The 22151-nt window shown below is 44.6% G+C and carries 23 protein-coding genes and 3 pseudogenes; 8 read left to right on the plus strand and 18 right to left on the minus strand.

The window, feature by feature from the left end:
* Window positions 1-689 precede the first annotated feature (689 nt).
* From CW734_RS20110 to CW734_RS13555, 6 genes and pseudogenes are all read right to left on the minus strand, one after another.
* On the minus strand, window positions 690-815 hold the full coding sequence (locus tag CW734_RS20110) for a glycosyltransferase family 2 protein (protein ID WP_442956974.1): 126 nt from the start codon (window positions 813-815) through the stop codon (window positions 690-692).
* 260 nt (window positions 816-1075) lie between these two features.
* Window positions 1076-1602: pseudogene (locus CW734_RS19455) on the minus strand (sugar transferase).
* A gap of 189 nt (window positions 1603-1791) precedes the next feature.
* Window positions 1792-2632: pseudogene (galU, locus tag CW734_RS13540) on the minus strand (UTP--glucose-1-phosphate uridylyltransferase GalU).
* Window positions 2633-2989: 357 nt separating this feature from the next.
* Window positions 2990-3757 carry a tyrosine-protein phosphatase gene (locus tag CW734_RS13545; RefSeq protein WP_101191035.1) on the minus strand — a complete coding sequence of 256 codons (768 nt, stop codon included), beginning with the start codon at window positions 3755-3757 and terminating at the stop codon, window positions 2990-2992.
* Between the two features lie 183 nt (window positions 3758-3940).
* Window positions 3941-4642: a CpsD/CapB family tyrosine-protein kinase gene (locus tag CW734_RS13550; protein ID WP_101191036.1), complete on the minus strand. Its 702-nt coding sequence runs from the start codon at window positions 4640-4642 to the stop codon at window positions 3941-3943.
* The gene (locus CW734_RS13555; RefSeq protein WP_101191038.1) at window positions 4605-5372 is read right to left on the minus strand and encodes a YveK family protein; all 768 of its coding nucleotides are present in this window, start codon (window positions 5370-5372) and stop codon (window positions 4605-4607) included. Before CW734_RS13555 ends, CW734_RS13550 begins: the two co-directional genes overlap by 38 nt.
* A gap of 176 nt (window positions 5373-5548) precedes the next feature.
* Between CW734_RS13555 and CW734_RS13560 the strand changes: the two genes are divergently transcribed.
* Window positions 5549-6340 carry an SGNH/GDSL hydrolase family protein gene (locus CW734_RS13560; protein ID WP_101191040.1) on the plus strand — a complete coding sequence of 264 codons (792 nt, stop codon included), beginning with the start codon at window positions 5549-5551 and terminating at the stop codon, window positions 6338-6340.
* A 12-nt stretch (window positions 6341-6352) separates the two neighbouring features.
* Complete coding sequence (locus tag CW734_RS13565) at window positions 6353-7273, plus strand: LCP family glycopolymer transferase (RefSeq protein WP_101191042.1); 921 nt, start codon at window positions 6353-6355, stop codon at window positions 7271-7273.
* Window positions 7274-7327: 54 nt separating this feature from the next.
* Here the strand turns inward: CW734_RS13565 and CW734_RS13570 are convergent, their stop codons facing one another.
* The 5 genes from CW734_RS13570 to CW734_RS13590 all read right to left on the minus strand — a co-directional run bounded on the left by CW734_RS13570 (window position 7328) and on the right by CW734_RS13590 (window position 11043).
* On the minus strand, window positions 7328-7624 hold the full coding sequence (locus CW734_RS13570) for a hypothetical protein (protein ID WP_101191044.1): 297 nt from the start codon (window positions 7622-7624) through the stop codon (window positions 7328-7330).
* Between the two features lie 312 nt (window positions 7625-7936).
* Window positions 7937-8176: a hypothetical protein gene (locus CW734_RS13575; protein ID WP_101191045.1), complete on the minus strand. Its 240-nt coding sequence runs from the start codon at window positions 8174-8176 to the stop codon at window positions 7937-7939.
* A 258-nt stretch (window positions 8177-8434) separates the two neighbouring features.
* Window positions 8435-8629 (minus strand): hypothetical protein, encoded by a 195-nt coding sequence (locus CW734_RS13580; RefSeq protein ID WP_101191047.1) that lies wholly within the window; start codon window positions 8627-8629, stop codon window positions 8435-8437.
* Window positions 8630-8826: 197 nt separating this feature from the next.
* The gene (locus tag CW734_RS13585; RefSeq protein WP_101191048.1) at window positions 8827-9984 is read right to left on the minus strand and encodes a glycosyltransferase; all 1158 of its coding nucleotides are present in this window, start codon (window positions 9982-9984) and stop codon (window positions 8827-8829) included.
* A 36-nt stretch (window positions 9985-10020) separates the two neighbouring features.
* The gene (locus CW734_RS13590) at window positions 10021-11043 is read right to left on the minus strand and encodes a dTDP-glucose 4,6-dehydratase (protein ID WP_157824167.1); all 1023 of its coding nucleotides are present in this window, start codon (window positions 11041-11043) and stop codon (window positions 10021-10023) included.
* Window positions 11044-11482: 439 nt separating this feature from the next.
* On the opposite strand from CW734_RS13590, the gene CW734_RS13595 reads away from it, so the two are divergent.
* The gene (locus CW734_RS13595) at window positions 11483-11731 is read left to right on the plus strand and encodes a hypothetical protein (RefSeq protein WP_101191052.1); all 249 of its coding nucleotides are present in this window, start codon (window positions 11483-11485) and stop codon (window positions 11729-11731) included.
* 594 nt (window positions 11732-12325) lie between these two features.
* Here CW734_RS13595 and CW734_RS13600 read toward each other — a convergent pair.
* From CW734_RS13600 to CW734_RS18370, 6 genes are all read right to left on the minus strand, one after another.
* A complete protein-coding gene (locus CW734_RS13600) occupies window positions 12326-14350 on the minus strand; it encodes a bifunctional 2',3'-cyclic-nucleotide 2'-phosphodiesterase/3'-nucleotidase (RefSeq protein ID WP_101191054.1) in 2025 nt (674 codons plus the stop codon).
* A gap of 541 nt (window positions 14351-14891) precedes the next feature.
* Window positions 14892-15926: an Ltp family lipoprotein gene (locus tag CW734_RS13605; protein WP_101191056.1), complete on the minus strand. Its 1035-nt coding sequence runs from the start codon at window positions 15924-15926 to the stop codon at window positions 14892-14894.
* A gap of 356 nt (window positions 15927-16282) precedes the next feature.
* Window positions 16283-16663 carry a hypothetical protein gene (locus CW734_RS13610; protein WP_101191058.1) on the minus strand — a complete coding sequence of 127 codons (381 nt, stop codon included), beginning with the start codon at window positions 16661-16663 and terminating at the stop codon, window positions 16283-16285.
* A 235-nt stretch (window positions 16664-16898) separates the two neighbouring features.
* A complete protein-coding gene (locus CW734_RS13615) occupies window positions 16899-17924 on the minus strand; it encodes an acyltransferase (RefSeq protein WP_101191060.1) in 1026 nt (341 codons plus the stop codon).
* A gap of 93 nt (window positions 17925-18017) precedes the next feature.
* Complete coding sequence (locus CW734_RS13620) at window positions 18018-18305, minus strand: patatin-like phospholipase domain-containing protein (RefSeq protein WP_101191062.1); 288 nt, start codon at window positions 18303-18305, stop codon at window positions 18018-18020.
* A gap of 2 nt (window positions 18306-18307) precedes the next feature.
* On the minus strand, window positions 18308-18463 hold the full coding sequence (locus CW734_RS18370) for a hypothetical protein (RefSeq protein ID WP_157824168.1): 156 nt from the start codon (window positions 18461-18463) through the stop codon (window positions 18308-18310).
* 47 nt (window positions 18464-18510) lie between these two features.
* Between CW734_RS18370 and CW734_RS19460 the strand changes: the two genes are divergently transcribed.
* Complete coding sequence (locus tag CW734_RS19460) at window positions 18511-18633, plus strand: hypothetical protein (RefSeq protein WP_269801460.1); 123 nt, start codon at window positions 18511-18513, stop codon at window positions 18631-18633.
* A 2-nt stretch (window positions 18634-18635) separates the two neighbouring features.
* On the opposite strand, the gene CW734_RS13625 is transcribed toward CW734_RS19460, so the two are convergent.
* The gene (locus CW734_RS13625) at window positions 18636-18956 is read right to left on the minus strand and encodes a patatin-like phospholipase family protein (protein ID WP_101191064.1); all 321 of its coding nucleotides are present in this window, start codon (window positions 18954-18956) and stop codon (window positions 18636-18638) included.
* 1319 nt (window positions 18957-20275) lie between these two features.
* On the opposite strand from CW734_RS13625, the pseudogene CW734_RS13630 reads away from it, so the two are divergent.
* From CW734_RS13630 to CW734_RS19160, 4 genes and pseudogenes are all read left to right on the plus strand, one after another.
* Window positions 20276-20805, plus strand: a pseudogene (locus CW734_RS13630) (C40 family peptidase).
* A 211-nt stretch (window positions 20806-21016) separates the two neighbouring features.
* The gene (locus CW734_RS19150) at window positions 21017-21490 is read left to right on the plus strand and encodes a hypothetical protein (protein WP_232787067.1); all 474 of its coding nucleotides are present in this window, start codon (window positions 21017-21019) and stop codon (window positions 21488-21490) included.
* A gap of 11 nt (window positions 21491-21501) precedes the next feature.
* Entirely contained in the window at window positions 21502-21807 is a 306-nt protein-coding gene (locus tag CW734_RS19155; protein ID WP_232787068.1) for a hypothetical protein, read from the plus strand.
* On the plus strand, window positions 21789-22055 hold the full coding sequence (locus CW734_RS19160) for an ArsR/SmtB family transcription factor (RefSeq protein WP_232787069.1): 267 nt from the start codon (window positions 21789-21791) through the stop codon (window positions 22053-22055). The genes CW734_RS19155 and CW734_RS19160 overlap by 19 nt, the downstream gene beginning before the upstream one ends.
* Window positions 22056-22151: the final 96 nt, after the last annotated feature.

Genomic DNA, 22151 nt, shown 5'->3' on the forward strand with positions numbered 1-22151 from the left:
CATTCTTTATAGCCCATCTTAGATGACTTTGAACAGCCTTAATCAATGTAATTCCTCGCATTCATTAGCAATTAAATTTAATTCACATGAAAATTCTTAACTTAATATATAAAGCATAGATTAATAATGGTAGTTGGAAATTGATTTTTATATAAATCTTTGACTTCTTCCACTACACTATTTATAAAAATTTATACCATTCTCTATTTAAACCTATTTTTTATATAGTTATTAGTAAAATAACTATGGTATTTTTGAAGTAGTAAAGTAATGCTTGCAAATGTATTAGTGTCATTTTATTCAAAGTGTTTTAGTAATTCTTTGATGATCATGAATAATAATTGCATTTGGATTATATTTCACTTCAAAACCCGCTAACCAGGCTCTAAGACAATAGTCTATATCTTCTGGACCGTAAAAATCTTATCATCATAAACTCCAATTTCACATATTACTTCTCTTCTAATTAGTTGGCACGCCCCAAAAGATAACCCACGCTTTCAACACTATCATGCGCCCAATGCTTTAATTGTTCTTGATTTAGTCTTTTTGAGATAACTTAGTTATTCTGCTAGAAAGTTTAGTATATAAAGTTGGGAAGTTTCTACATGACATTTGAATACTCAAATCTGGATTTAATAGTTTTGCTCCAACTATACCTACTTTTCTATTCTCATCCATGTATTTCTTTAATATATCAATTGCACTATTTTTAAAATTGTATCAACATCTAGTATTAATACATATTCTCCCGCAGCAATTTTCATTCCTTGATTTCTTGCTGGACCAACTCCCATATTAACAGAGTTACAAATTAGTTTTTGGCTTCTGGATACTCATCTTTTAAAATTCAATGCTTCCATCGGTTGAACCATTATCAACAATAATTATTTCATGCTTCTGTTTAGTGTGTTTTTATTGATGCTAAACAATCAATTAACTTTTCTTTTGAATTCCAATTTAATATCACAATAGAAATCATTTTTCCTCCACAATTTTCATTAAATGCCCTTATCAAACACTTTTTAAAGTACATCTTTTTAAATATTTCTCGCTATAATTTTACTACACTATTTTAATATGCACCTTTTCTCAGCAGCACTTGTACGATAGTCTTGAACAGTATTTTAAATCAAATAAAAAGTTTGGTTATACATATAATAAAGTTCAATATTAACTCTTTCTGGATAATTAATATTACTTCTGCCACAAGTCTGCCAGTGTCCTGTTATGCCGGGTTTTACTGATAAAATTTATCTTTTTCTCACCATATTCATCTAGTTCAACTTGAACCACTGGTCTCGGACCTACTAGACTCATATCTCCTTTAAGTACATTGAAAAATTGAGGTAATTCATCTAAACTCGTTTTCTTATAAATCTCCCAAATGCAGTTATACGCGGATCTTCTTCTGGTTCTAATTTATAGCTGCTTGCTACATATTTTCATATAACTTTGAGTCTTTTTAATACTTCTTCAGCATTCCTAATCATAGAACGGAATTTATAAATATAAAAATTTTCCCACCTTGACCGATACGTTCCTGTTTAAAAATAGAACCTCTATTGTTTCCAAGTAGATAAAAACCGACATCGGTAACATTACTAAGAACAATATAAACAATCCGATAAGAGAACCTAAAATATCTATTGTACGTTTTGCTAATTTATAACCAATGGTAATGTTCGAAGCTTCTTCATGAATTAGTTCAGATTTATACGCCCACTCAGTTTCTGGTGCCCTCATTTTCATCCCCTATACTAATTCTTTAGAAAATTTATTTTCAATTCGTCAATGAAGTCTAATAATTCGTTTTAATTTTGGATCTTGCATTGCAAATTCGATAGTAGTTTTTACAAACCCAAGCATTTCTCCAACATCATAACGCTTACCTTCAAAATCATAAGCAAAAACATTTTGCGACTTATTTAACTTTTGAATCGCATCTGTCAATTGTATTTCTCCGCCGGCGCCAGTTTCTTGTTTACCAAGAAAATCAAAAACTTCTGGAGTAAGTATGTATCTCCCCATAATTGCTAAATTAGAAGGCGCAGTTCCTTGTACTGGTTTCTCAACAAAGTTCTTAACTTGATGCAACCTTCCTTCAGCTTTAGTTGAATCAATAATTCCATATCGATGAGTATTCTCGCTTGGAACTTGCTGAACTCCAATTACAGATCTTTGTGTGATTTCATATTGGTCGATCAATTGTTTTAATCCCGGTTTTCTGCCTGCACAATATCGTCCCCAAGTAATACAGCAAATGGCTCATTGCCAATGAACTTCCTTGCACTCCAGACAGCATGCCCAAGACCTTTAGGTTCTTTTGACGTATGTAATGGATTTCAACTTTTGAAGTTTGCTGAACTTTTCAAGCAGGTCCAGTTTTCCTTTCTCTAAAAGATTTGCCTCTAGCTCAAAATTGTTATCAAAGTGATCTTCAATAGCTCTTTTCCTTTACCAGTTACGATGATAATATCTTCAATTCCTGAAGCCACAGCTTCTTCGATTATGTATTGAATCGTAGGTTTATCGAGGATAGGTAACATTTCCTTTGGCATTGCTTTAGTTGCTGGCAAAATCTAGTACCTAGGCCAGCGGCTGGTATGATTGCCTTAGTTACTTTTTTCATTTGGTAGCCTCCAATGAGTAATTATTAATCCATTTATTCTTAGTAATATTGTGTACAGAACACCGAGAGAACACAAATTAATACGGTTTTCATAAAGGTTAAAGTAACATCTGCTAACATAAAAGCGAAAAACACTAATGTTACAGGATTAAAAAACAGATATAAATCTAGAGCTAAAGAAAATTTTAAAAGAGATTATTATGAATTATACCTAATTAAACAAACCGCATTATGATTATGTACCTGTATACAAGTAATACTTTATACTTGATTAATGGAAATCCGTTGCTAATTTTAACATGTATTACCGAGTAAAGATAGGGCGCAAATGTAAAATTAATACTAAAAAATTATTTTTTACGCAAAGATATTCCACCACTTACTCTTTTCTATGTCTTGTGGCTCAAGAACATACAAATCTTGGTCCAGGAGGATGCGGTCATTGTTCTCGAGGAGGATGTCAATCATCTGGTGACGGTTCTTCTTCTCGAGTACATCTAATCCCGCATTGAAATGGAACGGCCGCACATCTTCACTGTGCACATCCGAACCGTATACATGTATCATATTCGCATCGATCAGCTGCAGCGCAGTCTTTTGGATGCTTTTGCCGAAACTACCTGAAAGTGATCCTGCTGTAACTTGTGCCATGGCACCGTGAATCAATAGCTTTTTCAAACGCTCAGGTTTTTGTATGATGCCTTGATTGCGCTCTGCGTGAGCAATAATCGGGATATAACCAGACGTAATCAATTGCTGAATAACAGGAACTGTATAAGCTGGAATGCCGGATGAAGGCAATTCTAATAACACATAGCGAGATTCCGCTAAAGTCAGGGCTTCGCCATTAGCGAGACGTTCCGGCAATTTATCCGACAATCGGCATTCTTGTCCGCTGTAGATTTCAAGCGGCAATTGCGCTTCTTTTACATAGTCTTTCACTGTCTTTAATTGCATATGAAGCGCTGCAATGTCTGTCTTGAAGTTCGGGTGGTGGCCGTGCGGCGTCGCGATAATGCCCGTCAATTGCTCATTTACTGCCATATCCAATAGCCGTTTTGTGTGTTCCATCGTTTCTGCACCGTCATCCAGCGCTGGTAATATATGTGAGTGCGTATCGATCATGTCTAGTTCCCTCCTGTTGCTAGGCAATCATTTCTCAGGTCCAGGTATTCATTTCTCTATAAGAGTTCTCTATGTATTAGTTTGTGATTGATAGATTTGACAATTATGGCTTGTTCTAATTCTTTCTTTGAAAAAAATGGGTGTAGCATTTAAAAGAAAAAGCAAAAGGAGGAGATCCCCCTTTTACTCTTCAGCATTACCGTAGTATTGGTAATAATAGCTGTCTTTTGCCAGCTCAAAATTGTTCAATACGGCGCCGATTAATTTGCTATTGGAAGCTTCGATTGCTTCTTTAGCTTTTGCGGCCATTTCCTTTTCCGTGCTTCCGGAATTGACAACCAAAATGGCGCCATCGCATTTATTTGCTAGAACCTGTCCGTCCGTCACGGACAATACAGGAGGAGCGTCAAAAATGACGACATCATAACGTTTCTTTAAATCAGAAATGAGCATCCCCATTGCATTGGATGCCAATAGTTCTGCCGGGTTTGGCGGAATTGGTCCGCATGTCATCAAGTCTAATCGCTCAATTGTCGTTGGACGAATTGCATCCTCTACTGTCGCTTGGCGCGTCAAGACGTTTGACAGTCCAATAGTATTTGGCATATGGAATGTGTAATGAGTTGTGGGCTTACGCATATCCCCATCTACGAGCAAGACTGTCTTTCCTTCTTGTGCAAAAACTGTTGCTAAGTTAGCAGATGTTGTCGACTTCCCTTCACCTGGTGCAGCGGAAGTGACAACGATTGAACGCAGTTCCATATCAGGCGATGCGAAATTGACGTTCGTCCGCAAAGTGCGGAATTGTTCGGAGACGACAGAGCGAGGCGTTGTATGCGTAACGACTTTACGTGCGGTTTCCTGTAGCTGTTTCTTCTTGGCCATTCACATTCCCTCTCTTTCTTCTATTAGTAGTAGGAGATGATTCCATTTTCGCTTCTTCTCTAATTGGCGATATCACGCCTAATAATGGCACGCCAAGGATATCTTCAATGTCATGTTCAGTTTTCATCGATGTGTCCAAGTATTCACGTAAGAATGCGATACCAACACCGAGCATTAAACCAACAACCGCCGCAATCACCATGTTAAGAATAGGGTTTGGTTCAACCGGGGTTGGATTTTCTTTTAATACTGCTGCCGATAAGATCGAGACGTTATCGACATTCATCAGCTCTTTAATATCGTTTTCGAATACTCGTGCGGTTGTATTAGCAATTTCAACGGCCTGTGATGGATTTTCATCGCGAACTACGACGTTAACAACTTGCGAATTCTCAGCAGTGTCCACAGTGATTTTCTCCGTCAAGTCTTCTGCACTCATATCTAAACTTACTTCTTCAATCACTTGGTCTAAAACTGCAGGGCTCTTAATGATAACTGAATAAGTATTGATAAGTTGTAAGTCAGCTTGTATATTCTGATTTATCATTTGATTGGTTTCTGACTGTTCTTGATTGACAAGAATTTGTGTCGCGCTCTCATAAATCGGTGTCAGGAATAAGAACGAAACCGCTCCCGCAATTGTGAGTGCCAGGATTGTCGTTAAGGCAATGATTCCGAGGTTTTTCTTTAAGGTTTTGAATAAATCCTGTAAGCTAATAGTCTCTTCCATGTAGTAAATGGCTCCTTCTATTTCAATTTAAATAATAGACAAATTTAAACAACATAAGACAGTATATCACAGGAATATACCATTTGGACTTCCAATTTTAAAAGTTATATAGGAACAAGGATGGATTTATGCTATCTTTAATTTATATAAATGGCTATTTTTGAAAGGAGTAAAGTATGAAGTTGTATAAATTAGGAGGGCTCGTTGCAGTCCTTGCTTGTCTAGGAATCCTTGTCTATTCTTACTTATCTTGGCAGGACAAATTGCAAGGCGCTACCGGCACAAACGCTGAAGCAAGCACCGAAAGTAAAAACACCACGAGCGAAACCGAAAACACACAAAGTGAAGAAAAAAATGGCGAATCTGTGAACACCGACCTCTTCGCCAATATGGATGAACAAGTCCAAGAGCTGTTCATTCAAAAAGGGACCGAAGGCGAAACGCTCCAACTATTAATTGCAGGATCTGAAGCAATCGAATCCGGCGATCCAGGTTATGCGGAACGCTTGAAGACTTCATTAGATGAAGCATACGGCGATTCGATTGAAGTTGCGATTGAGCCAGTAGAAGGAACATCCTACAATTTGCCGAGCGTGGATTTATCCGCCGGCTACGATCTAGTTTTGCTCGAGCCGATGACGCTTATGAACAACGACCGCATTTCCATTGAAGATGAGCGCAAAGATGTCCGTGACTTCGCCACCCGCCTGGAAGCAGAAAATCCAGATGCAGTTCTTGTCCTACACGCACCGCAGCCGATTTATGGCGCCGGCTTCTATCTGGCACAAGTGCAGGCACTCGAGGAATTCGCGAATCTTTACGGCCATCCGTACATTGAGCACTGGGATGCATGGCCCGACACAGACGACATCGCTTTGAAGGAACATTTGACCGAAGACGCCGTCCCTAATAGTAAGGGCGCTGAAACTTGGGCAACTGAACTAGCAAATTATTTTATCGCGAACTAACGGAGGAACGACATGAAAAAGAAAAGAAAATGGCCCAAGTACGTGCTCATTGCATTGCTTCTGGCACTTATCGCTGGCGGCATCTACGCCTATAGCGTCTACTCGAACTTCACGACGACACTTGATACGATGCACGAACCAGTCGAACGCGAACAGCCGTCTGTTGAACGGACTGAAATCGTCGAGTTCGACCAGCAAGATCCTTTCTCGGTATTACTGCTCGGCGTCGACGAACGTGAAGACGACCGCGGCCGTTCGGATACGATGGTCGTCATGACCGTCAACCCGGAAACACAGTCGACCAAAATGGTTTCCATCCCGCGTGACACTTACACCGAAATTATCGGGCGCGGCACCACAGACAAGATCAACCACGCCTATGCATTCGGCGGCATCGAAATGTCGATGAACACGACCGAGAACTTACTTGATATCCCGATCGACTACGTCGTGCAAGTGAACATGGAAGGCTTTGAAGATATCGTCGATGCAGTGGATGGCGTGACCGTCAACAACTCACTCGCGTTTGATAACTTTCAGGAAGGCGAAATTCACTTAGACGGCGAAGAAGCATTGGAGTATGTCCGCATGCGCTACGAAGATCCGCGCGGCGACTTCGGGCGCCAAGACCGCCAGAAACAAGTCATTCAAGGCGTTATGCGAAAAGGCGCTTCCATTAACAGCCTCTGGAACTACAAAGATATCTTTGACGCGCTCGGGCAAAACGTCCGCACGAACATGACCTTCGACGAAATGGTCGACGTGCAGCGCAATTACCAAGACGCCGTTACCAATGTTGATCAGATGATTGTTGAAGACGGCTACGGCGAAACCATCAACGGCATCTGGTATTATATGATGGACGACGCAGAACTTGCAGAAATCCAATCAACTTTAAAAGAGCATTTGGAATTGGAAGAAGCAACGGAATAATAAGAAAAACTGCACCTGAGCCTAAGTGGCTTGGGTGCAGTTTTTTGATTGCTGTCATATTTGGACTGTAGACATTTCTGTTTGTTGAATGGGCTTTTCTCTTTTTCGCAAGATCTCATCCACTACAAAGAACACAATAGCTGAAATGACCGCGAAGATTACATAATCATGCAGGAATAAGTACGAAATAAAGTCAAATGCAATATGGATCAACAAGGCCAATAAAACACAGAACTTCTCCGTACGCACAGTCGCCCAATCAGCAATGAGCGAAGTGGGAATGCCGAAGACAAAATTACCGAACAGAAAGATCAGTAAGATATGCGACGCCAAAGAAAAATGCTGCAACATCTATCCCTTCTAGCTCACTTATCGTATACATCACCAACGGCACCAAGACCAAGCCTAGCGAAGTATAAAGAGCCGCTTTCGCTTTCCGTTTCACCCGAGCTGGCTTGTGCAGTTGTTTGCTGATTTTCGGAATGAACGTCAGGGCGATCACCCCAAGGGCAATCATATTTCCAACGATGCGATATGAACTACCGGCATGTATAACACAAAAATAAAAAACGGCAAGTATATTATATATTTAGTCATCACTTGCCTCCTCATCTTTATGATATCAAAAAGCATGGACTCGCCGGACAAAGAAAATAGCCACCCTCAAAGGGCAGCCATCAATTCACCGGAGTTCAGTGCTTTTTTTTTAATGAGGTCGAACTTTGAGGCACGCAGCTCGCATTGCTGGACGAAGTAGACGAATGCGCGGCGCGGGATGCCCAGTTCTTTTGCACCGACCGCCGGGCCTAGATCTTTCTCGATATAGTAATTGTACATAATGTCATCAATCGTTTGTTTATGCTCTCTCTCCAATTGCTTCTTTACCAGTTCGTAGTCCTTCATGTCCCCCGGCACTCCTCCCGCGAATAGCGTTTATATACGGTGTTGTATTATAAGATGTACCTATTATATTCCTTTTAATCCCTTTTGACTAGTCCTTTTTGAATATTTATACCTACTATTTAAAAATAATTATCTTATTTTATTTTAAACCGGTTCGTTATTCCTCATTCTTCTATATATACAGTATAATTCCGCATTTTCGTAACAATTTCTTTTCAAAGAAAAAACCGCTCCATGTGAAATGGGCGGTTTGTATAGTTATAGGCGCTGCAGCTTATCGGGCTTTAAATTAAGTTCATGGACGAAATGCATAAACACTTGCCGCGGGATCCCAAGTTCCTGGGCGCCAGTGGCAGGGCCGTAATCTTTGTCGATGTAGATGGTGCGCATGATTTGTTCGATCGGTTCCCCGTATTTTTTCTCTAAGCGGTGTTGGTATTCAGCAAAATCCATCCTGCTCCACCTGCTTTCTGCTTATTCAGGGAGTGACTGGAGTCCCTTCCTGTATTATCTAATTTTTAGTATACAGCAGGATTCTCCCAATTCATAGACCAAATGATATATGAAATCGATATAAAATTTCCATTTTTGTCTAAAACCCTTTATCCATAATGTTTTGAAAGAACTTTCAGACAAATTAACGATGTTACTTATTCGCTACTTTTTTCCTCGTGAGTCAATTTACCATTCGCAAGTTCGATGAATTCCGTCATCACCGTATCAATCTCGAATTTGCGTGCTTTGTGTTTGCAGCGCTCGGCTACTTTGCGGTAGACGTTTTCCGAGACTAGCAGGTTTTTTACGAGTTCGCCGATTTCATAGGTCTCCGGCGCTTCCCAGTAGGATTCCCCAACTTCATAAGGCGGCAACTCGTGAAAATAGCCTTCCGATAACGCTTCGGCATCATTGGCGCGCGACGTGATGCCCGGGACACCCGATCCACACGCCTGAATCATCACCGCACCGGAGCCGATAAAGCAAAAGCAGTCCTGCAGCACTTCTTCGATCGCACCGCTTCTTGGCATCGAATGCAAAAAGATATGATCGCGCGCTTCGGATTCCGCAATGCTTTTGCGTAAACGTGCTTCGTCCGGTCCTTCTCCGTAAATATGGTAAGTAAACTCTGGATCGATTTGGATGAGCTCTTCCATCAATTCGATCACTTGCGCGTAATGCGTGGTGAATTGCTGAATCGCCCCGACCGAGACGATGCGCCTCGAATGCGGGCTGCCGAGCTGTTGGTCTTTAGCTCCTTGTTCAACTGGCGGCGGCATGAATTGTTCCGGCACTTCTGTCCCAAGTGCACTCGCCGTATAGCGCCGCACTGTCGGATTCATGAACACGAGCTTTTGATGGAATTCTTTATCGATCACCTTAAGCGCACGGATGATCTTTTTATTACGCTCGAGCTTGTACATTTCAGGCTGATAGACGCCCGATAAGCGCAGCTGCGCAGGCACCGCATACGACAACAGCATTCCTGATGGACTGAAGGAATACACCAGATCGTATTTATCAGACCTGACAAGCTGGTTCAATACCGACAAATCGAGCGTCGGTTCTTTGCCGTTGTCCCGGACGATGACTTTAAGCTTGTTGATTTGCTGGAGATGTTTAAGGAGAGGGCCGCCGCTGCTGTAGAGATAGACGCTCACGTCATAGCCGTTTTCTGCCAGCCAGCGCGACATGCGGACGATCAATGCTTCGACGCCGCCCGCTTTCATATGTTTATGGACGAGGGCGATTTTTCGGATCTGCCCGTCTGTCCTATTCTTGCCTTGTTTCTCAACCGTTTCAAATGGAATCATGGGACACCTCGTAGCACTCGTCGTTTGGTTTACGTGTTATACAACTTCCCATAGCCGCTTTTTCGAAAGCGTCCAATCGATTGTTTCTTTAATGCCTGCATCAAACGCCGTCTCCGGCTCGAAATCGAATTGCTGTTTCAATTTATTCGAAGAACCCGCAAAGCGATGAGGCGGTTTTGCGCCGGTCGCTGGTTCGACAAAACGGATCTGGTTTTTGTACGTGTCATTTCCCGGGAAATGAAGATCGAGCGAATCGCAGATTTTCTCGACGATTTCAAGGGTCTTTAGCGGCGCGTTGCCTCCTGCAAGATAAATCTCTCCTGCATCCCCTAAATGAAACACGGTATCCGCCGCACGCCAGAAATCGCGGACCGTCACCCAGTCGTGGACATCTTCCCCTCCTGAATAAACAGGAATGATGCTTCCGGACAGGGCTTTTTGCAAAATAATCGGAATGAGCTTATCGTCTTGCTGATGCGGGCCGTAGACGTTCGATGCTTGCAGCACGACCGCATCCATGCCGTAGCTTTCGTGGAATCCAGTCACCATCAAATCAGAACTCGCTTTACTCGCCGCATACGGGCTGATCGGATCGTATTTCATCGTCTCATCCGCGAAGCCTTGTTCGCGCGGCCCGTAGACTTGATCGGTCGAGATATGCAAAAAGCGCGAGCCTTGGTAACGTTGTTTCATTTCAAACGGTCCGTTCATCCATTGCTTGCGCGCCGCATCGAGTACGTGGAAAGTGCCGAGCACATTGGTTTCTGCAAAAATCCCCGGATTTCTCATCGACTCTCCGACATGCGTTTTCGCCGCAAAATGGACGACGTCGCTGATTTCGTAATGCTCAAATACCTGCTCGACCGCATCGCTATTGCGGATATCGATCTGATGAAACGCATAGCGCTGGCAGGCTGATAAGGGCCGCAGCATTTCCGGCACGTTTTCTGCCTCCTCGTCGATCGCGACCACTTGGTACGCCGGGTATTTGATCAAGAGTTCATGGATAAAGCGCGACCCTAAAAAGCCGTGCCCTCCCGTCACTAAAATCGTTCTCATGGCTGGCTTTTCCTCCTTTCCTACTGTTCCAAGTTCTTTATCAATTCGCATGGTGCCCCACCTCTTTAGCCGTTTCCTGCAGTTTATGGTTCAGAAGTTAAAAATAGGTTAAAACCATCATTTGAAATAATGGTTTAAGTATACAAAATATTTAGGTATTATGGAACACATTATGCAAATTTTAAGAGACTTTAGTTTTAACTATTTCAAGATATTATCCAATTTTCATCAGAAAAAGACAAGTGTTCAGTAAATCCGGTATTTATTCGAAATATTGTTATGTGAAATCCCTTTTTTGTATGAAAATTTAGATAAAAAGAATGAGAAGTTCGGTTATTCGGTGCGGAATTATGCGGTTCTTATATAGAAGAGAGTCGAATCGGGTATGTTATGGTACATAGAAAGAAAGGAGCTGTGACGTATCGAGATATCAATTGTTATGTATATTCTTTTCGTAGGCGCTGCGCTCATTATGGGGGCACTCTCTGCCATTATTTTCATGACGATCTACCGCAAGAACAAACGCGCCGGCCTATTAGTAGGCTCGCTGTTTCTTCTTTGGTTTATTTATCAGATGTTCAGCCTGTCCAATATCTCTGGATCGCTTGCTGTGACGGTGTTCGTGATTTATCTGTTCTATGGGATTGCGGCTTATCGGAAACTGAAAGCTGAAGGGGCTTTGGGTTGAGGAATCAGCCCTGCTAGGGGATTTGTATCAATCTACCTCTTGCACCTTGCTTTGGTTATAGTTAATGGAGAATGGGTTGCCTGAGGCGTCTGTTCTTTATTCGCAGTCGCCGCTTAGGGTTGAGCTTTCGCCATAAGCCAATGAATTGGCGAAAGGTAGTTGAGCCGGTTCATTTGCGACGCAGCTGCCTCGCAGATGTGGGAGCAAGTTGTTTAGACGATCCTTAGCGTAGCGAAAATAGAGAAATATCATTGCTAATTCTGACGATGGCTTCGCTTCACCCATGGCGCGGAACTGCTTGGAGATTTCATTGTGAAGAGTTAGTGAGATGTGAGTGGTCCAGTATTTATCGCACGGCTGTATCGACGCTTAGTATTTGGGGTGATTGACTAAAGCTTAGCTAATCCACTGCACAAAGAAACATTACATTGGAAGTTGGGCCCCCGGGCAGCTGAAAACGCGACGTCCTGTCGCATCAGCTGCATGACCCGCATCCTGCGGGCCCAAAGCGTCGGCTTGCAGCGCAATCTCCCCCACTATCTCTTCCTATAAAAAAACAGACCCGAGAGATTTTCTCTCGGGTCTGTTTTGTGTTTACTGGATCGTGTAGCCGTATTTCGCGAAGCCGTTTTGTGTGACTTCGATATACTGGATTGCTGGCTCGCGTTCTGCCAGGCTTTGTGCCGAGTTCGACGTTTCGAACACAAGGTTCGGATCGCCTTCTACCGGCGCAAACTGCCAGTTGTCATCTGCGGATGGGTCAATCGTGCCGACATCCAAAATGTAATCTTGGAGCACTTGGCGGTTCTCATACGCAAAGTCGATCGACTCTGTCGCATTGCGGACGCCTGGGAAATTGCCGCTCGCACGGTAGTTGTTCGTCACGACCAGGAATTCCTGGTTCGGGTCGATCGCTGCGCCTTCATATTGAAGGTTCTCGATGCGTTCCGCACCTTCATTAACCACTGCGCCTTCGCCGTCGTATTTCGCTGGCTCTGTGATGTCGATGTCGTACGTTACGCCATCGATGACATCGAAGTTATACGTGCGGTAGTTGTCATCGATGAATCGCTGCTCGCCCGTTGCAGCTGGGTCAATTTGTGTGAACTGGCCAGCTGACATTTCGAGCCATTCTTTGACGTCTGCGCCTGTCAGTTTCAAGACGAGGACGGTGTTGTCGTAGACGTAAAGGTCTGCGACGTTTTTAATGGCGATTTCGCCGGTTTCGATGTTCGTGTAGTAATCGCCGCCGTTGCGTCCGCCTGCTTTAAACGGTGCCGCTGCAGATAGCAATGGCAGATCAGCGTTTGCCGTTCCAGCGAATTGCTGCTCGGCGTACCAAAGCTGTGCATTGTTGACGATCTGTACGGATGGATCATCTTGCACGAGTGAGAAATAACTGTTGATCGGAGCAGTCGTTTCGCCGACAGGGCTGCGGATGTATTCCACCGTGCCTTCGTGCGTTTCTTTCACTGCTTCGATGACTTGCTCGGCTACTTCATCTGATGTTGAATCAATGGCACGCAATTCTGCTTCACTGTTCGTGATGCGCCATTTCTTGCCGCGCGGCTCAAGCGTCAAATCGATAACGCCGAGGTGGCTGCCGAATTTACCTGGCATTACCACTGGGACACCGTTGATCGTGCCGTTTTCCTGGTCGACATTTTCAAGGTCGCCAAATGATCCTGGGAAGACGTCGTGGTTATGGCCCGTGATGATCGCATCCACGCCGTCCACTTCTGTCAGCTGATACGTGATGTCGTCTTCTTTATCAGTATGAACTTCATCGCCCATTCCGGAGTGGGATAGAACGACCACCACATCCGCTCCAGCTTTCTCAACTTCTGGAATGAATTTCTCGACTGTGTCCGCTGCATCTTCTGCGATGACTTCGCCTTCAAGATGCGCGCGGTCCCAGTTCATGATGCCAGGCGCAACAACGCCGATGACGCCGACTTGGATCGTGTGCTTTTTGCCTTTGCGGTCCGTGACTTCTTTATCCATGATTGTGTAAGGCGTGAAACGGTTTTCGCCCGTTTCCGCATCGTAAACGTTTGCGTTCAATACTGGGAACGATGCTTCTTCTAAAGCGTTATCGAGATACTCGAGCCCGAAGTTGAACTCGTGGTTGCCGAGTGTCGATGCATCGAAATCAAGCGATTCGAGTGCAGCAAATGCCGGGTGCAACTCATCGTCTTCGAGCGGATCAACGTTCACCTTATAGCCGCCGAACGGAGTACCTTGAATCAAGTCGCCGTTATCGAACAACAAGCTGTTCGGGTTTTCTTCACGTGCATCTTCAATCAAGACGCCCGTTTTCGCGAGCGATAATGAATTGGATTTTGCGTCGCGGTAGTAATCATAATTGACGAAGTTTGTATGTAAATCTGAGGTGCCGAGAATCTGTAGTTCCACTTCTTTCAATTTTCCAGGCTTGCCGTTCTTTTTCCATTCCTGGATGCGTTCTTTGTAGCTTTGCCCATTGCCTTTCACCGTCTTCGGCGCTTTTTCTTTCGCCAATTCGTGATGATCCCCTGCAGCAATCGCCGGAGCTCCTGCCGTCAAACTGCCAAGCGCCAACACCGAAGCGGCGAGCGTCAAGGATAGTTTCTTGCTCATCTGTCCATCTCCTCTTTGTTCATAATGGTCAAGCTTGTTTATTATACTACTTCGGAATTCGGAATAGAATGCGTTTACACAAAATTGCATCAATTGTAACAAGCTTTACTTTATGGATAAGTTTTGAAGGGACCTTGGAGAACAATTAGTCATGCGGAAGTTATAGCTAATTGATTAGTTGTGTGAGATGGGATGGGGATGGGCATCGATTGATTCAATCGCTTTGTGGTTGCTCACCTTAAATCGCTAGATAAATGAAATGGGTTCGATTTGAGGCATCTGCTTGAGGAGTCGCAGTCGCCGCTTGGGGTTGAGCTTTCGCAATAAGCCAAGAAGAACACTTGTCTTATAGCTTCGCTTCACCCTTGGCGCGGAACTGCTTTTATATTTGGTTGATTGGGGGTAGTCACGAATGAACGGTTTTGCATCTCGCATCCGCTGTTAAATTCAGCTTAGTGTTTGTGGAACTTTAATCCATCAAAAAAGAGCAGTCGCTGTGACTGCTCCGTTCCCTTTCAAGTGTTGCATGGTTCTTCTCCAATTACAGACCGATTGTGTCTACTGCGTAGACCGCGTCGGCGTTGCTGAAGCCTTCAAATTCTAGTTGTTCGATGAGCCCTTCTCTAGAGAAAGGCGTATAGTCCAGGTAATTTTGTGCTTTTTTGACGGCTTGTTCTGTCCAGTCGACAGTGATGTTTTCGACAGCATACGCTGCGTCTTCATTACTAAAGCCTTCAAAGACGAGCTGTTCGATCAAGCCGGATTTGGAGAAGGCTTGATATGCCAGATAATCTTGGGCTTTCAAAACAGATTGTGCTCTCCAGTCGACATCAATTTTATCGACTGCATACACAGCATCTGCGTTGCTATAGCCTTCGAATTCCAATTGCTCGACTAGGCCGCTCTTTGAGAAAGCGGTATAGCTGATATAATTCTTGGCTTGTTCGACTGCTTGCTGCTGGGATAAGGTTCCGGCTTCGGCAGCGGCTTTTTCAGCAGCGGCTTGTTCTGCTGCTTCCTCTTCGGCTGCAATACGAGCTGCTTCTTCCTCAGCTTCACGAGCCGCGGCTTCTTCCGCTTCACGTTCTGCCTCTGCTGCCGCTTTTTCTTCAGCTTCGCGTGCGGCTTGTTTTTCTGCTTCTTTAGCTGCGGCTTCTTCCGCCTCTTTTTCCGCAGCTTCTTCAGCTTCGCGTGCAGCCTCTTCTTCTGCCTCTCGTTCTGCGGCTTCTTCCGCTTCACGTTCCGCCTCTTCTTGCGCCTCGCGTTCCGCTTCCTCCTCCGCATCGCGGGCGGCCTGTTCTTCCGCTTCGCGCTCTGCATCTTCATCGGCTGTTTCCTCTTCAGGCGGGGCTTCAGCTTCCACTTCTTCCACAGCTGCCAGGTCTTCTTCGACCGGATCTGCTGTAACTCCGAACATCACGAATGAAATCAATAGCGCTGGCACAAAATACATCACGACTTTCTTTCGATTGCGTCCGTTTTCTGGCAGCCACTTTAAAATAAGGACTGGTTTGATCAACCCGATGACCAAGGCAATCCCGGAAAGCAAAAACAGCAGCAAGAATACATTGTCCATTCTTCTTCCTCCTCTTTGAGTGAATATATAGCTGAAAACAAGTATTACCCTATTAATGTTTACTAATGACTACTTATCAGACCGCCCGTTAGCTCTTTATAACTGAACCAATTGTCTTAATTTTCATTATAATGATTAATTATTACTAAAACAATGCAAAAATCTATTTATTCCAATTCCAGGATAGTTGAAACCACAAAAGCAGAACCAAGAAAAATTCTCAGCCCTGCTTCGTTTGTCTAAAGTGTCTACATTGAAATTCTATAGACAGTTTTCAGCTCCTTATATCTGGCCCAATATAAAAAGCCCTGCACAAGACAAGGCTTTACTTACGTCACACTATTTATTTCACAAAGTTATTGAAGGATCTTTTTCAAATCTTGCGTCTGTTCTGTTGTCAGCCTGAAGAATTCTTGGTTTTCTTTATGGGACAGGACGTTGCGTTCGTTGGACATAATGGCCCGGCCATTGTCACGGTACCAGACAAAGCGGCGGATTTCCTGGACGTCATCATCCGGCCGGTCAATGGTAAAGACAGCCTGCGGTTCTACGGACAAGCGGTCGAGCGACTCGAGTTCCGTTTCGTTTCGCAGAATGGTTCTGAGTGTCACGATGGAAGCCCTGTCACTTATGTCTTTTTGGAAATGAACCCCTTCGGTCAAACCATCGGTAAATGGCACGCCGACCCGTATGACTTCATTATGTGTACATGCCGAAAGCAAGATCGTCATTGCCATGATAGCTCCCAGCCAAATTGACTTTTTGATGCGATCACCCCTTTTTACCCATAAACCTGTCGGAACTTACAATTATATACAGCTTAACATGATAATCACTCTACTGCGACTGATTCTATCACTTTCATCAAATATTTAATCATTCCTCCGAATCACTCACTGCCACAGTAACTATTCCAGCATCGCCCGCTAGAGTTATATAGGCATATGCGTCCTATATAACGAAGTCGCGTTTCTAAGGCACGAGCTTTCTTACGACCGGTGTCTTCTGCATGAGGCGAATGACAATATACGACATGATGAAAATGACAATCCATGACAGCGGCACGCCGATCCATACATTGATTGTTGATTCGTTAAAATCCAATAAACGGTTCAAATAGGTCTGGATCAGCGGGTGGATAATATAGACACCGAATGTCGCGGTGCTGATGCGCGTAATGAGCGGCGTCGATTTCAAATTCTTGCCGAGCTGCTGGAACGCGACGAAAACGAATAAGGAGACAAAAATCGCGTGCGGGTAATAATGCTCGTAGAAGAAGTCATCAAAATCGCCTGCTTCACGCCCCACATTGGCCGATACCGTTCCGTATAATGTAACCGCATAGCCAATAATCGCGAGCACACCGAGTGTCGGAAGCCAGCGCTTCGGCAATGGGTACATGACCAGGTAAGCACCGAGCAGGAAATAGCCAATATAAGGTGCGAACATCTCCCCTGCAAAAGCGACTTCATACCCCGTCGCCCGCGTGAAAATCGGCACCACGGCCGAGAACAAGAACCAGAACGCGAAGAAATAATGGAACATTGTTTTGTCCATATGCTTAACAAGGATGCGCAAGAACGGCGCCATCAAATACAGCCCCGTAATGATGTAGAGAAACCAAAGATGGAAATATATATCGTCTGAGATGAATGCACCAAGCATTTGCCCTGGCGTGTATTCCTCGCCGAGTTGAAAAACATTATAGGCCATGTAGACCGCGCTCCAGAATACGAGCGGCAATAGGACTTTGCCGAGCCGCTTCCGGAGAAATTCACCGATCGGTTCTTTCGAGTCGCGCGTCAGCAGCAAGGCGCCGCTCAGCATGAAGAAGATCGGCACGCACCAACGGAGTGCGCTGTCGATCGCGTTTGCGTAATGCCATTCCCAATCGCCGGTTGTGTAATTATTGATAATTTTCGATGCGACGTGGACGCCGACGACCGTAACGATCGCGACAACCCGCATCCAGTCCATATAGCCGTATCTTCGTGCCATTGGGTTGACCTCTTTTCACTATGATTCCTCGCTTATTTTAACCGAGCCGACGCTGTAATTACCACGACAAACGCATTACACTTCCATGACAAGTCATAACAAGCGGCATAATTGATCAAGTTCGGCGCTTTGCCTGTCGATCATGCGCTTCGCAACTTGCCGCAGCCGGGCGAGGTTTTCCGGCGTTACGCGGTCAAGCTGTTCGATCCCCGAATCATCCGCCGGCAATTTTTCCTGGAAGCGGTAATAGCGCTGATCGATTCCTTCATCTTTCAACAAGTGGCGCAGTTGATGGTCGACCGAGTCGGAACTGCCGTCCATCATGACTTTCAAAATCGAACGTGCCCAGCCGTAATGAAACCACGCCCGCCAGCCGGTCACTTCTACTTCGCGCTGCGCTTCCCGGTGCCGAGCGACACGAGCAAAAAGTCTTCTTCCTCGTCGCCGTATAGTTCGAGTCCTTCGGTATACGCGCTGAGCCCTGGGTCGTTGGCAAATACGCCGCCATCAATGAACGCCGCTTCCGGATAATCCGGCACTTTGCCGGCGCGAAATAACTCGGCGCGGCCGTTGCTGCCCGAATGATGTGGCGGATTTCGCTATCGGGCTGTCGGTCATTCAAACTGATGACGGTGCTTTTGAAGAAATGCGCATGCCGCCCGTGGATGTCGTAGCTCGGGATGACGGCTGGCTGAAGCAGGTCGGATAATTTCAAGTTTTAAAGTAATGCTTGAGCACTTGTTCGAATTCTTTATGGCTGTACTGGGTATGAAGAAAACGCCCGACGAGGCCGAACGAGCGGTGAAGGAAGGATTTCCGGAACATGCGCTCAGCTTCTTGTTCGTAGAGGCCAAGGATGTCATTTGCCGTATAGCGAGGCTTCTTGCCATCCGGAACCAACAGACCGAGTGCCAGGATCGCGCCAGTAGAGGTGCCAACGAAGATATCGAATTGTTCAGAGACCGGTTTCCCCGTCCGCCGCTCCAGTTCACACAGCATCATCGCCGGCAAAATCCCCGTATGCCCCGCCATCGATCGATAGAATCTTCTTCATATGGACAGCCTCCTTCTATAGATATGTATTTCGTTTCTTCTAATGGTTAATGAATGATTTGTGGGTGTGATAGGTGATTTTTGAATGCTGAAGTTTTTCGAATAGAACACCACTTGGCGCTTTGGGCATGGCTTCCGTGATGAGCCCGAAAGACCATCGGTCTCATCACAACGCCTAGCCCTTGGACGCGCCGGCGCTCGGGTCAGATCATTGTGAAATGGGTGAACCACTAGAATTTCATTGTTTTAGTTTGTGGTGATATGAAGAATGTGAGACTGCTCCCAGCGCTCCACGCTGAGTCGCTGCGAGTTGTATTAACGGTGAAATGAGGTTTTCTAGACTCAAGTTGTGATTCGTTAAAACTACTTCCTTCTATAATTAAGTAAGCACAAGCTCAATTTCACAAGACAGTATCTACTAGCAATGCTTACACATCAATGAAATATGATATCTGCTTATCCCTCTAAAACTAGAGATGGAGCGGAAATCGGCGACTCCGGGAGGATCAGCGAGACAATTGAGACCCTGCAGGAGCGCAGCGACGAAGCGGCTCAATGCGAGCCCTCCGGAAAGCGTCCGATTGCAGCGCAATCTCCCCACTCAAATATTCCTATTAATTCCCGTATACCCCTAACCCACAAAAATAAAGCAATGAATGGATTGTTACAGTTATGTAACAAAGCTTTATTGCTATAGTTTTGATTTTCTAATAATTATATGATTATTTTAGCTAAAAACTGCTGTGAAAGGGCTTAGTGTCCCGATTTGGAAATTAAAGGATCTAATATTTAGAATAATTTCTGTCCGGCCGTAATATTTTGTGAATTCAAACACGCAAAATCACTCGTATTTCCTGTTTTCCAAAGAAATAAACATCTACTTGTAAATATTACCACCTCTAAAACCCTTGATATAACTAGGTTTATGAGGCGTCATTCACTTGTAATATTGCTGTAACCTAATTGAAACTCCACAGACATTGTTTTTATAGGGGCAGTCTATATAGTAAGTGGCAGAGCAAATTAATGATAATCCTTATATCCAGATAACATAAATTTAAAAACTATCCTTCGAGGTACTGACTAAATGAAAAAGCATTCTTTACACTACTCGCAGCAGGCGCATTGGTCTTTCAAGTTCAGCTACAGACGCACAAGATACAGTACAAGCACAACAGCCAACTACAGAAGTCGCACAGAAAGCATCTGAGCCAGCAATCGTTCAAGTCTCTAACAGCACTTACAAATTTAAATACGCTACAAACGTCCGCAGAGATGCCGGCACTAGCCACGGCGTTATCAAAGTCGCTTCTAAAGGCGCAACAGCAACAGTAACAAAATCCGCTACAATCGGCAGCGGCAAATGGTTCAAAGTCCGCACTGGCGGAACGCACGGTTGGGTACATAGCTCACTCGTCTCAAAATCATCAGGATCTGGCGTTGTCCAGGCTTCTGCTAAAACAGCAAGCGTTTCTTCTTCAGCAGTCGTTTCTAAAGCACTAGCGCTTAAAGGAATTCCGTACCGTTTCGGCGGCACGACTACAGCTGGGTTTGACTGCTCAGGATTTGTACAATATGCATTCAAAAAGCAGGCAAAAGCGTTTCACGCACAACGCTTTCTCAATATGCTCAGTCTTACAAAGTTTCAAGCCCACGCCCAGGAGACTTGGTCTTCTTCGCAAACACTTACCGCCCAGGAATCTCACACGTTGGGATCTACATCGGGAACAACCAGTTCGTCCACTCTGGCGGTTCTAAAGCAGAAGTGAAAAGCTTGAGCGGCCCATACTGGGGCAAGAAATTCCACAGCTTCAAACGTTTCAAATAATATAGGCTTCAGGAGTATCCGAAATCTCGGGTGCTCTTTTTGTGCGTTTTTGAATACACTTTGTGTCCTGCGCAGCATCTTTTTCTTCCTTCTATATAAACATGGTTGCTGTTATCCAAATTCAAAATAAATAGAATTATATTTTCAATTTATATTGAATTTATAATTTCATTCCGTTAGAATAAAGAAAATGCTTAAGGAGGTTTTCAGTATGAAGATCATAGATGCTGCGTTACCAGAAGAGACAGTTCACTTAGCTGTAGAACAATCGCCGGTGTGGGAATGGATTGTGGGGATTGCGGGCTATACGCACGGGCAATTGCGCCTCACGTTTGAAATGGATGATGAATGGACACAGGATGCAAAAGCGATGCCTGCTTCTTTGCTCGACTCACTGGCAAAGATCGAAGAGACGAATTTATGGTACGGCTTGCTGTTGTTGCAAAATAAGTTCGGGGCCAAGTCAGTGGATGAATTTTCAAGCGGCTGGCAGAGATTTCAGAGGAGCGATTTTACGATGTTTTACTGCCCTATCGTAGCCGATCTGCAGAAGCGTTACGGGAACAGGCGGCACAACACCCTGAAGACAGTGGCTGGTGGACTTCTTATGCCAACTTGTTTGAAGGGCACGCTTACCTCAGCGGCTACGTATGGCAACTTTACGGGCATACAAGAGCCGAGCTAAGCGAATTGTTTATGTCGGTGTTAAGCGAATGGCAAGATTGGATGGCTGAGAAACCGTATATTTCGAAATGGTTGAAAGCACTGGCGTTTGAAGAACAGCAGCATCGCGGGCTTGATTCGGCAAATGCAGTAAAGGAAATCGAGCACGTGGCGGGTGTCGCGTATGCGCCGGAGCCTTCGATTTGGTCGGTCAAACTCATCCCGCATGTGTCGTACCGGCCGTGGCTATTGACGATCCGTACGGCTGATGTGAAATTGTTTTCTACCCGGTCAGCGAACAGCAGCTCCTCGATCCGGAAGTGCCGCCGAACGAATTGATCCAAGGGCATAAAGCGCTTGGCGACGGGCTGCGCTTGAATGTCTTGCATTATTTATGCCAGGGCCCTGCTCCCTTGCAGGAAATGAGTGAGCGATTCAAAATGGCCAAGACGACTTTGCATCATCAATTGACCTTGTTGAAAGCGGCGAAGTTTGTCAAGGTCGATAAAGGCGTCTATTCGATTCAGCCAGAGAAACTCAAAGCGTTTTCTACTCAATTGAACCGATATTTAAAACTGGATGAGTGACAAGCAGTTCCAATGCGAGACGATGACATGACTTAGGTCTGCCCAGTAGTTTATTGAATTGGTCCCATAAGGTATCTATTTGTGCTAAAGCCCTGT

Origin of the sequence: Planococcus sp. MB-3u-03, from assembly GCF_002833405.1 — a bacterium.
In the GTDB taxonomy this organism is placed as follows: Bacteria; Bacillota; Bacilli; order Bacillales_A; family Planococcaceae; genus Planococcus.

Bases quoted from the DNA above. Each gene is read 5' to 3' on its own strand.
- CW734_RS13545 (WP_101191035.1), bottom strand. From the start codon at position 3,757: ATGATCGATACGCACTCACATATATTACCAGCGCTGGATGACGGTGCA.
- CW734_RS13550 (WP_101191036.1), bottom strand. From the start codon at position 4,642: ATGGCCAAGAAGAAACAGCTACAGGAAACCGCACGTAAAGTCGTTACG.
- CW734_RS13555 (WP_101191038.1), bottom strand. From the start codon at position 5,372: ATGGAAGAGACTATTAGCTTACAGGATTTATTCAAAACCTTAAAGAAA.
- CW734_RS13560 (WP_101191040.1), top strand. From the start codon at position 5,549: ATGAAGTTGTATAAATTAGGAGGGCTCGTTGCAGTCCTTGCTTGTCTA.
- CW734_RS13565 (WP_101191042.1), top strand. From the start codon at position 6,353: ATGAAAAAGAAAAGAAAATGGCCCAAGTACGTGCTCATTGCATTGCTT.
- CW734_RS13570 (WP_101191044.1), bottom strand. From the start codon at position 7,624: ATGTTGCAGCATTTTTCTTTGGCGTCGCATATCTTACTGATCTTTCTG.
- CW734_RS13575 (WP_101191045.1), bottom strand. From the start codon at position 8,176: ATGAAGGACTACGAACTGGTAAAGAAGCAATTGGAGAGAGAGCATAAA.
- CW734_RS13580 (WP_101191047.1), bottom strand. From the start codon at position 8,629: ATGGATTTTGCTGAATACCAACACCGCTTAGAGAAAAAATACGGGGAA.
- CW734_RS13585 (WP_101191048.1), bottom strand. From the start codon at position 9,984: ATGATTCCATTTGAAACGGTTGAGAAACAAGGCAAGAATAGGACAGAC.
- CW734_RS13590 (WP_157824167.1), bottom strand. From the start codon at position 11,043: ATGAGAACGATTTTAGTGACGGGAGGGCACGGCTTTTTAGGGTCGCGC.
- CW734_RS13595 (WP_101191052.1), top strand. From the start codon at position 11,483: ATGTATATTCTTTTCGTAGGCGCTGCGCTCATTATGGGGGCACTCTCT.
- CW734_RS13600 (WP_101191054.1), bottom strand. From the start codon at position 14,350: ATGAGCAAGAAACTATCCTTGACGCTCGCCGCTTCGGTGTTGGCGCTT.
- CW734_RS13605 (WP_101191056.1), bottom strand. From the start codon at position 15,926: ATGGACAATGTATTCTTGCTGCTGTTTTTGCTTTCCGGGATTGCCTTG.
- CW734_RS13610 (WP_101191058.1), bottom strand. From the start codon at position 16,663: ATGGCAATGACGATCTTGCTTTCGGCATGTACACATAATGAAGTCATA.
- CW734_RS13615 (WP_101191060.1), bottom strand. From the start codon at position 17,924: ATGGCACGAAGATACGGCTATATGGACTGGATGCGGGTTGTCGCGATC.
- CW734_RS13625 (WP_101191064.1), bottom strand. From the start codon at position 18,956: ATGGCGGGGCATACGGGGATTTTGCCGGCGATGATGCTGTGTGAACTG.
- CW734_RS19150 (WP_232787067.1), top strand. From the start codon at position 21,017: ATGAAGATCATAGATGCTGCGTTACCAGAAGAGACAGTTCACTTAGCT.
- CW734_RS19155 (WP_232787068.1), top strand. From the start codon at position 21,502: ATGTCGGTGTTAAGCGAATGGCAAGATTGGATGGCTGAGAAACCGTAT.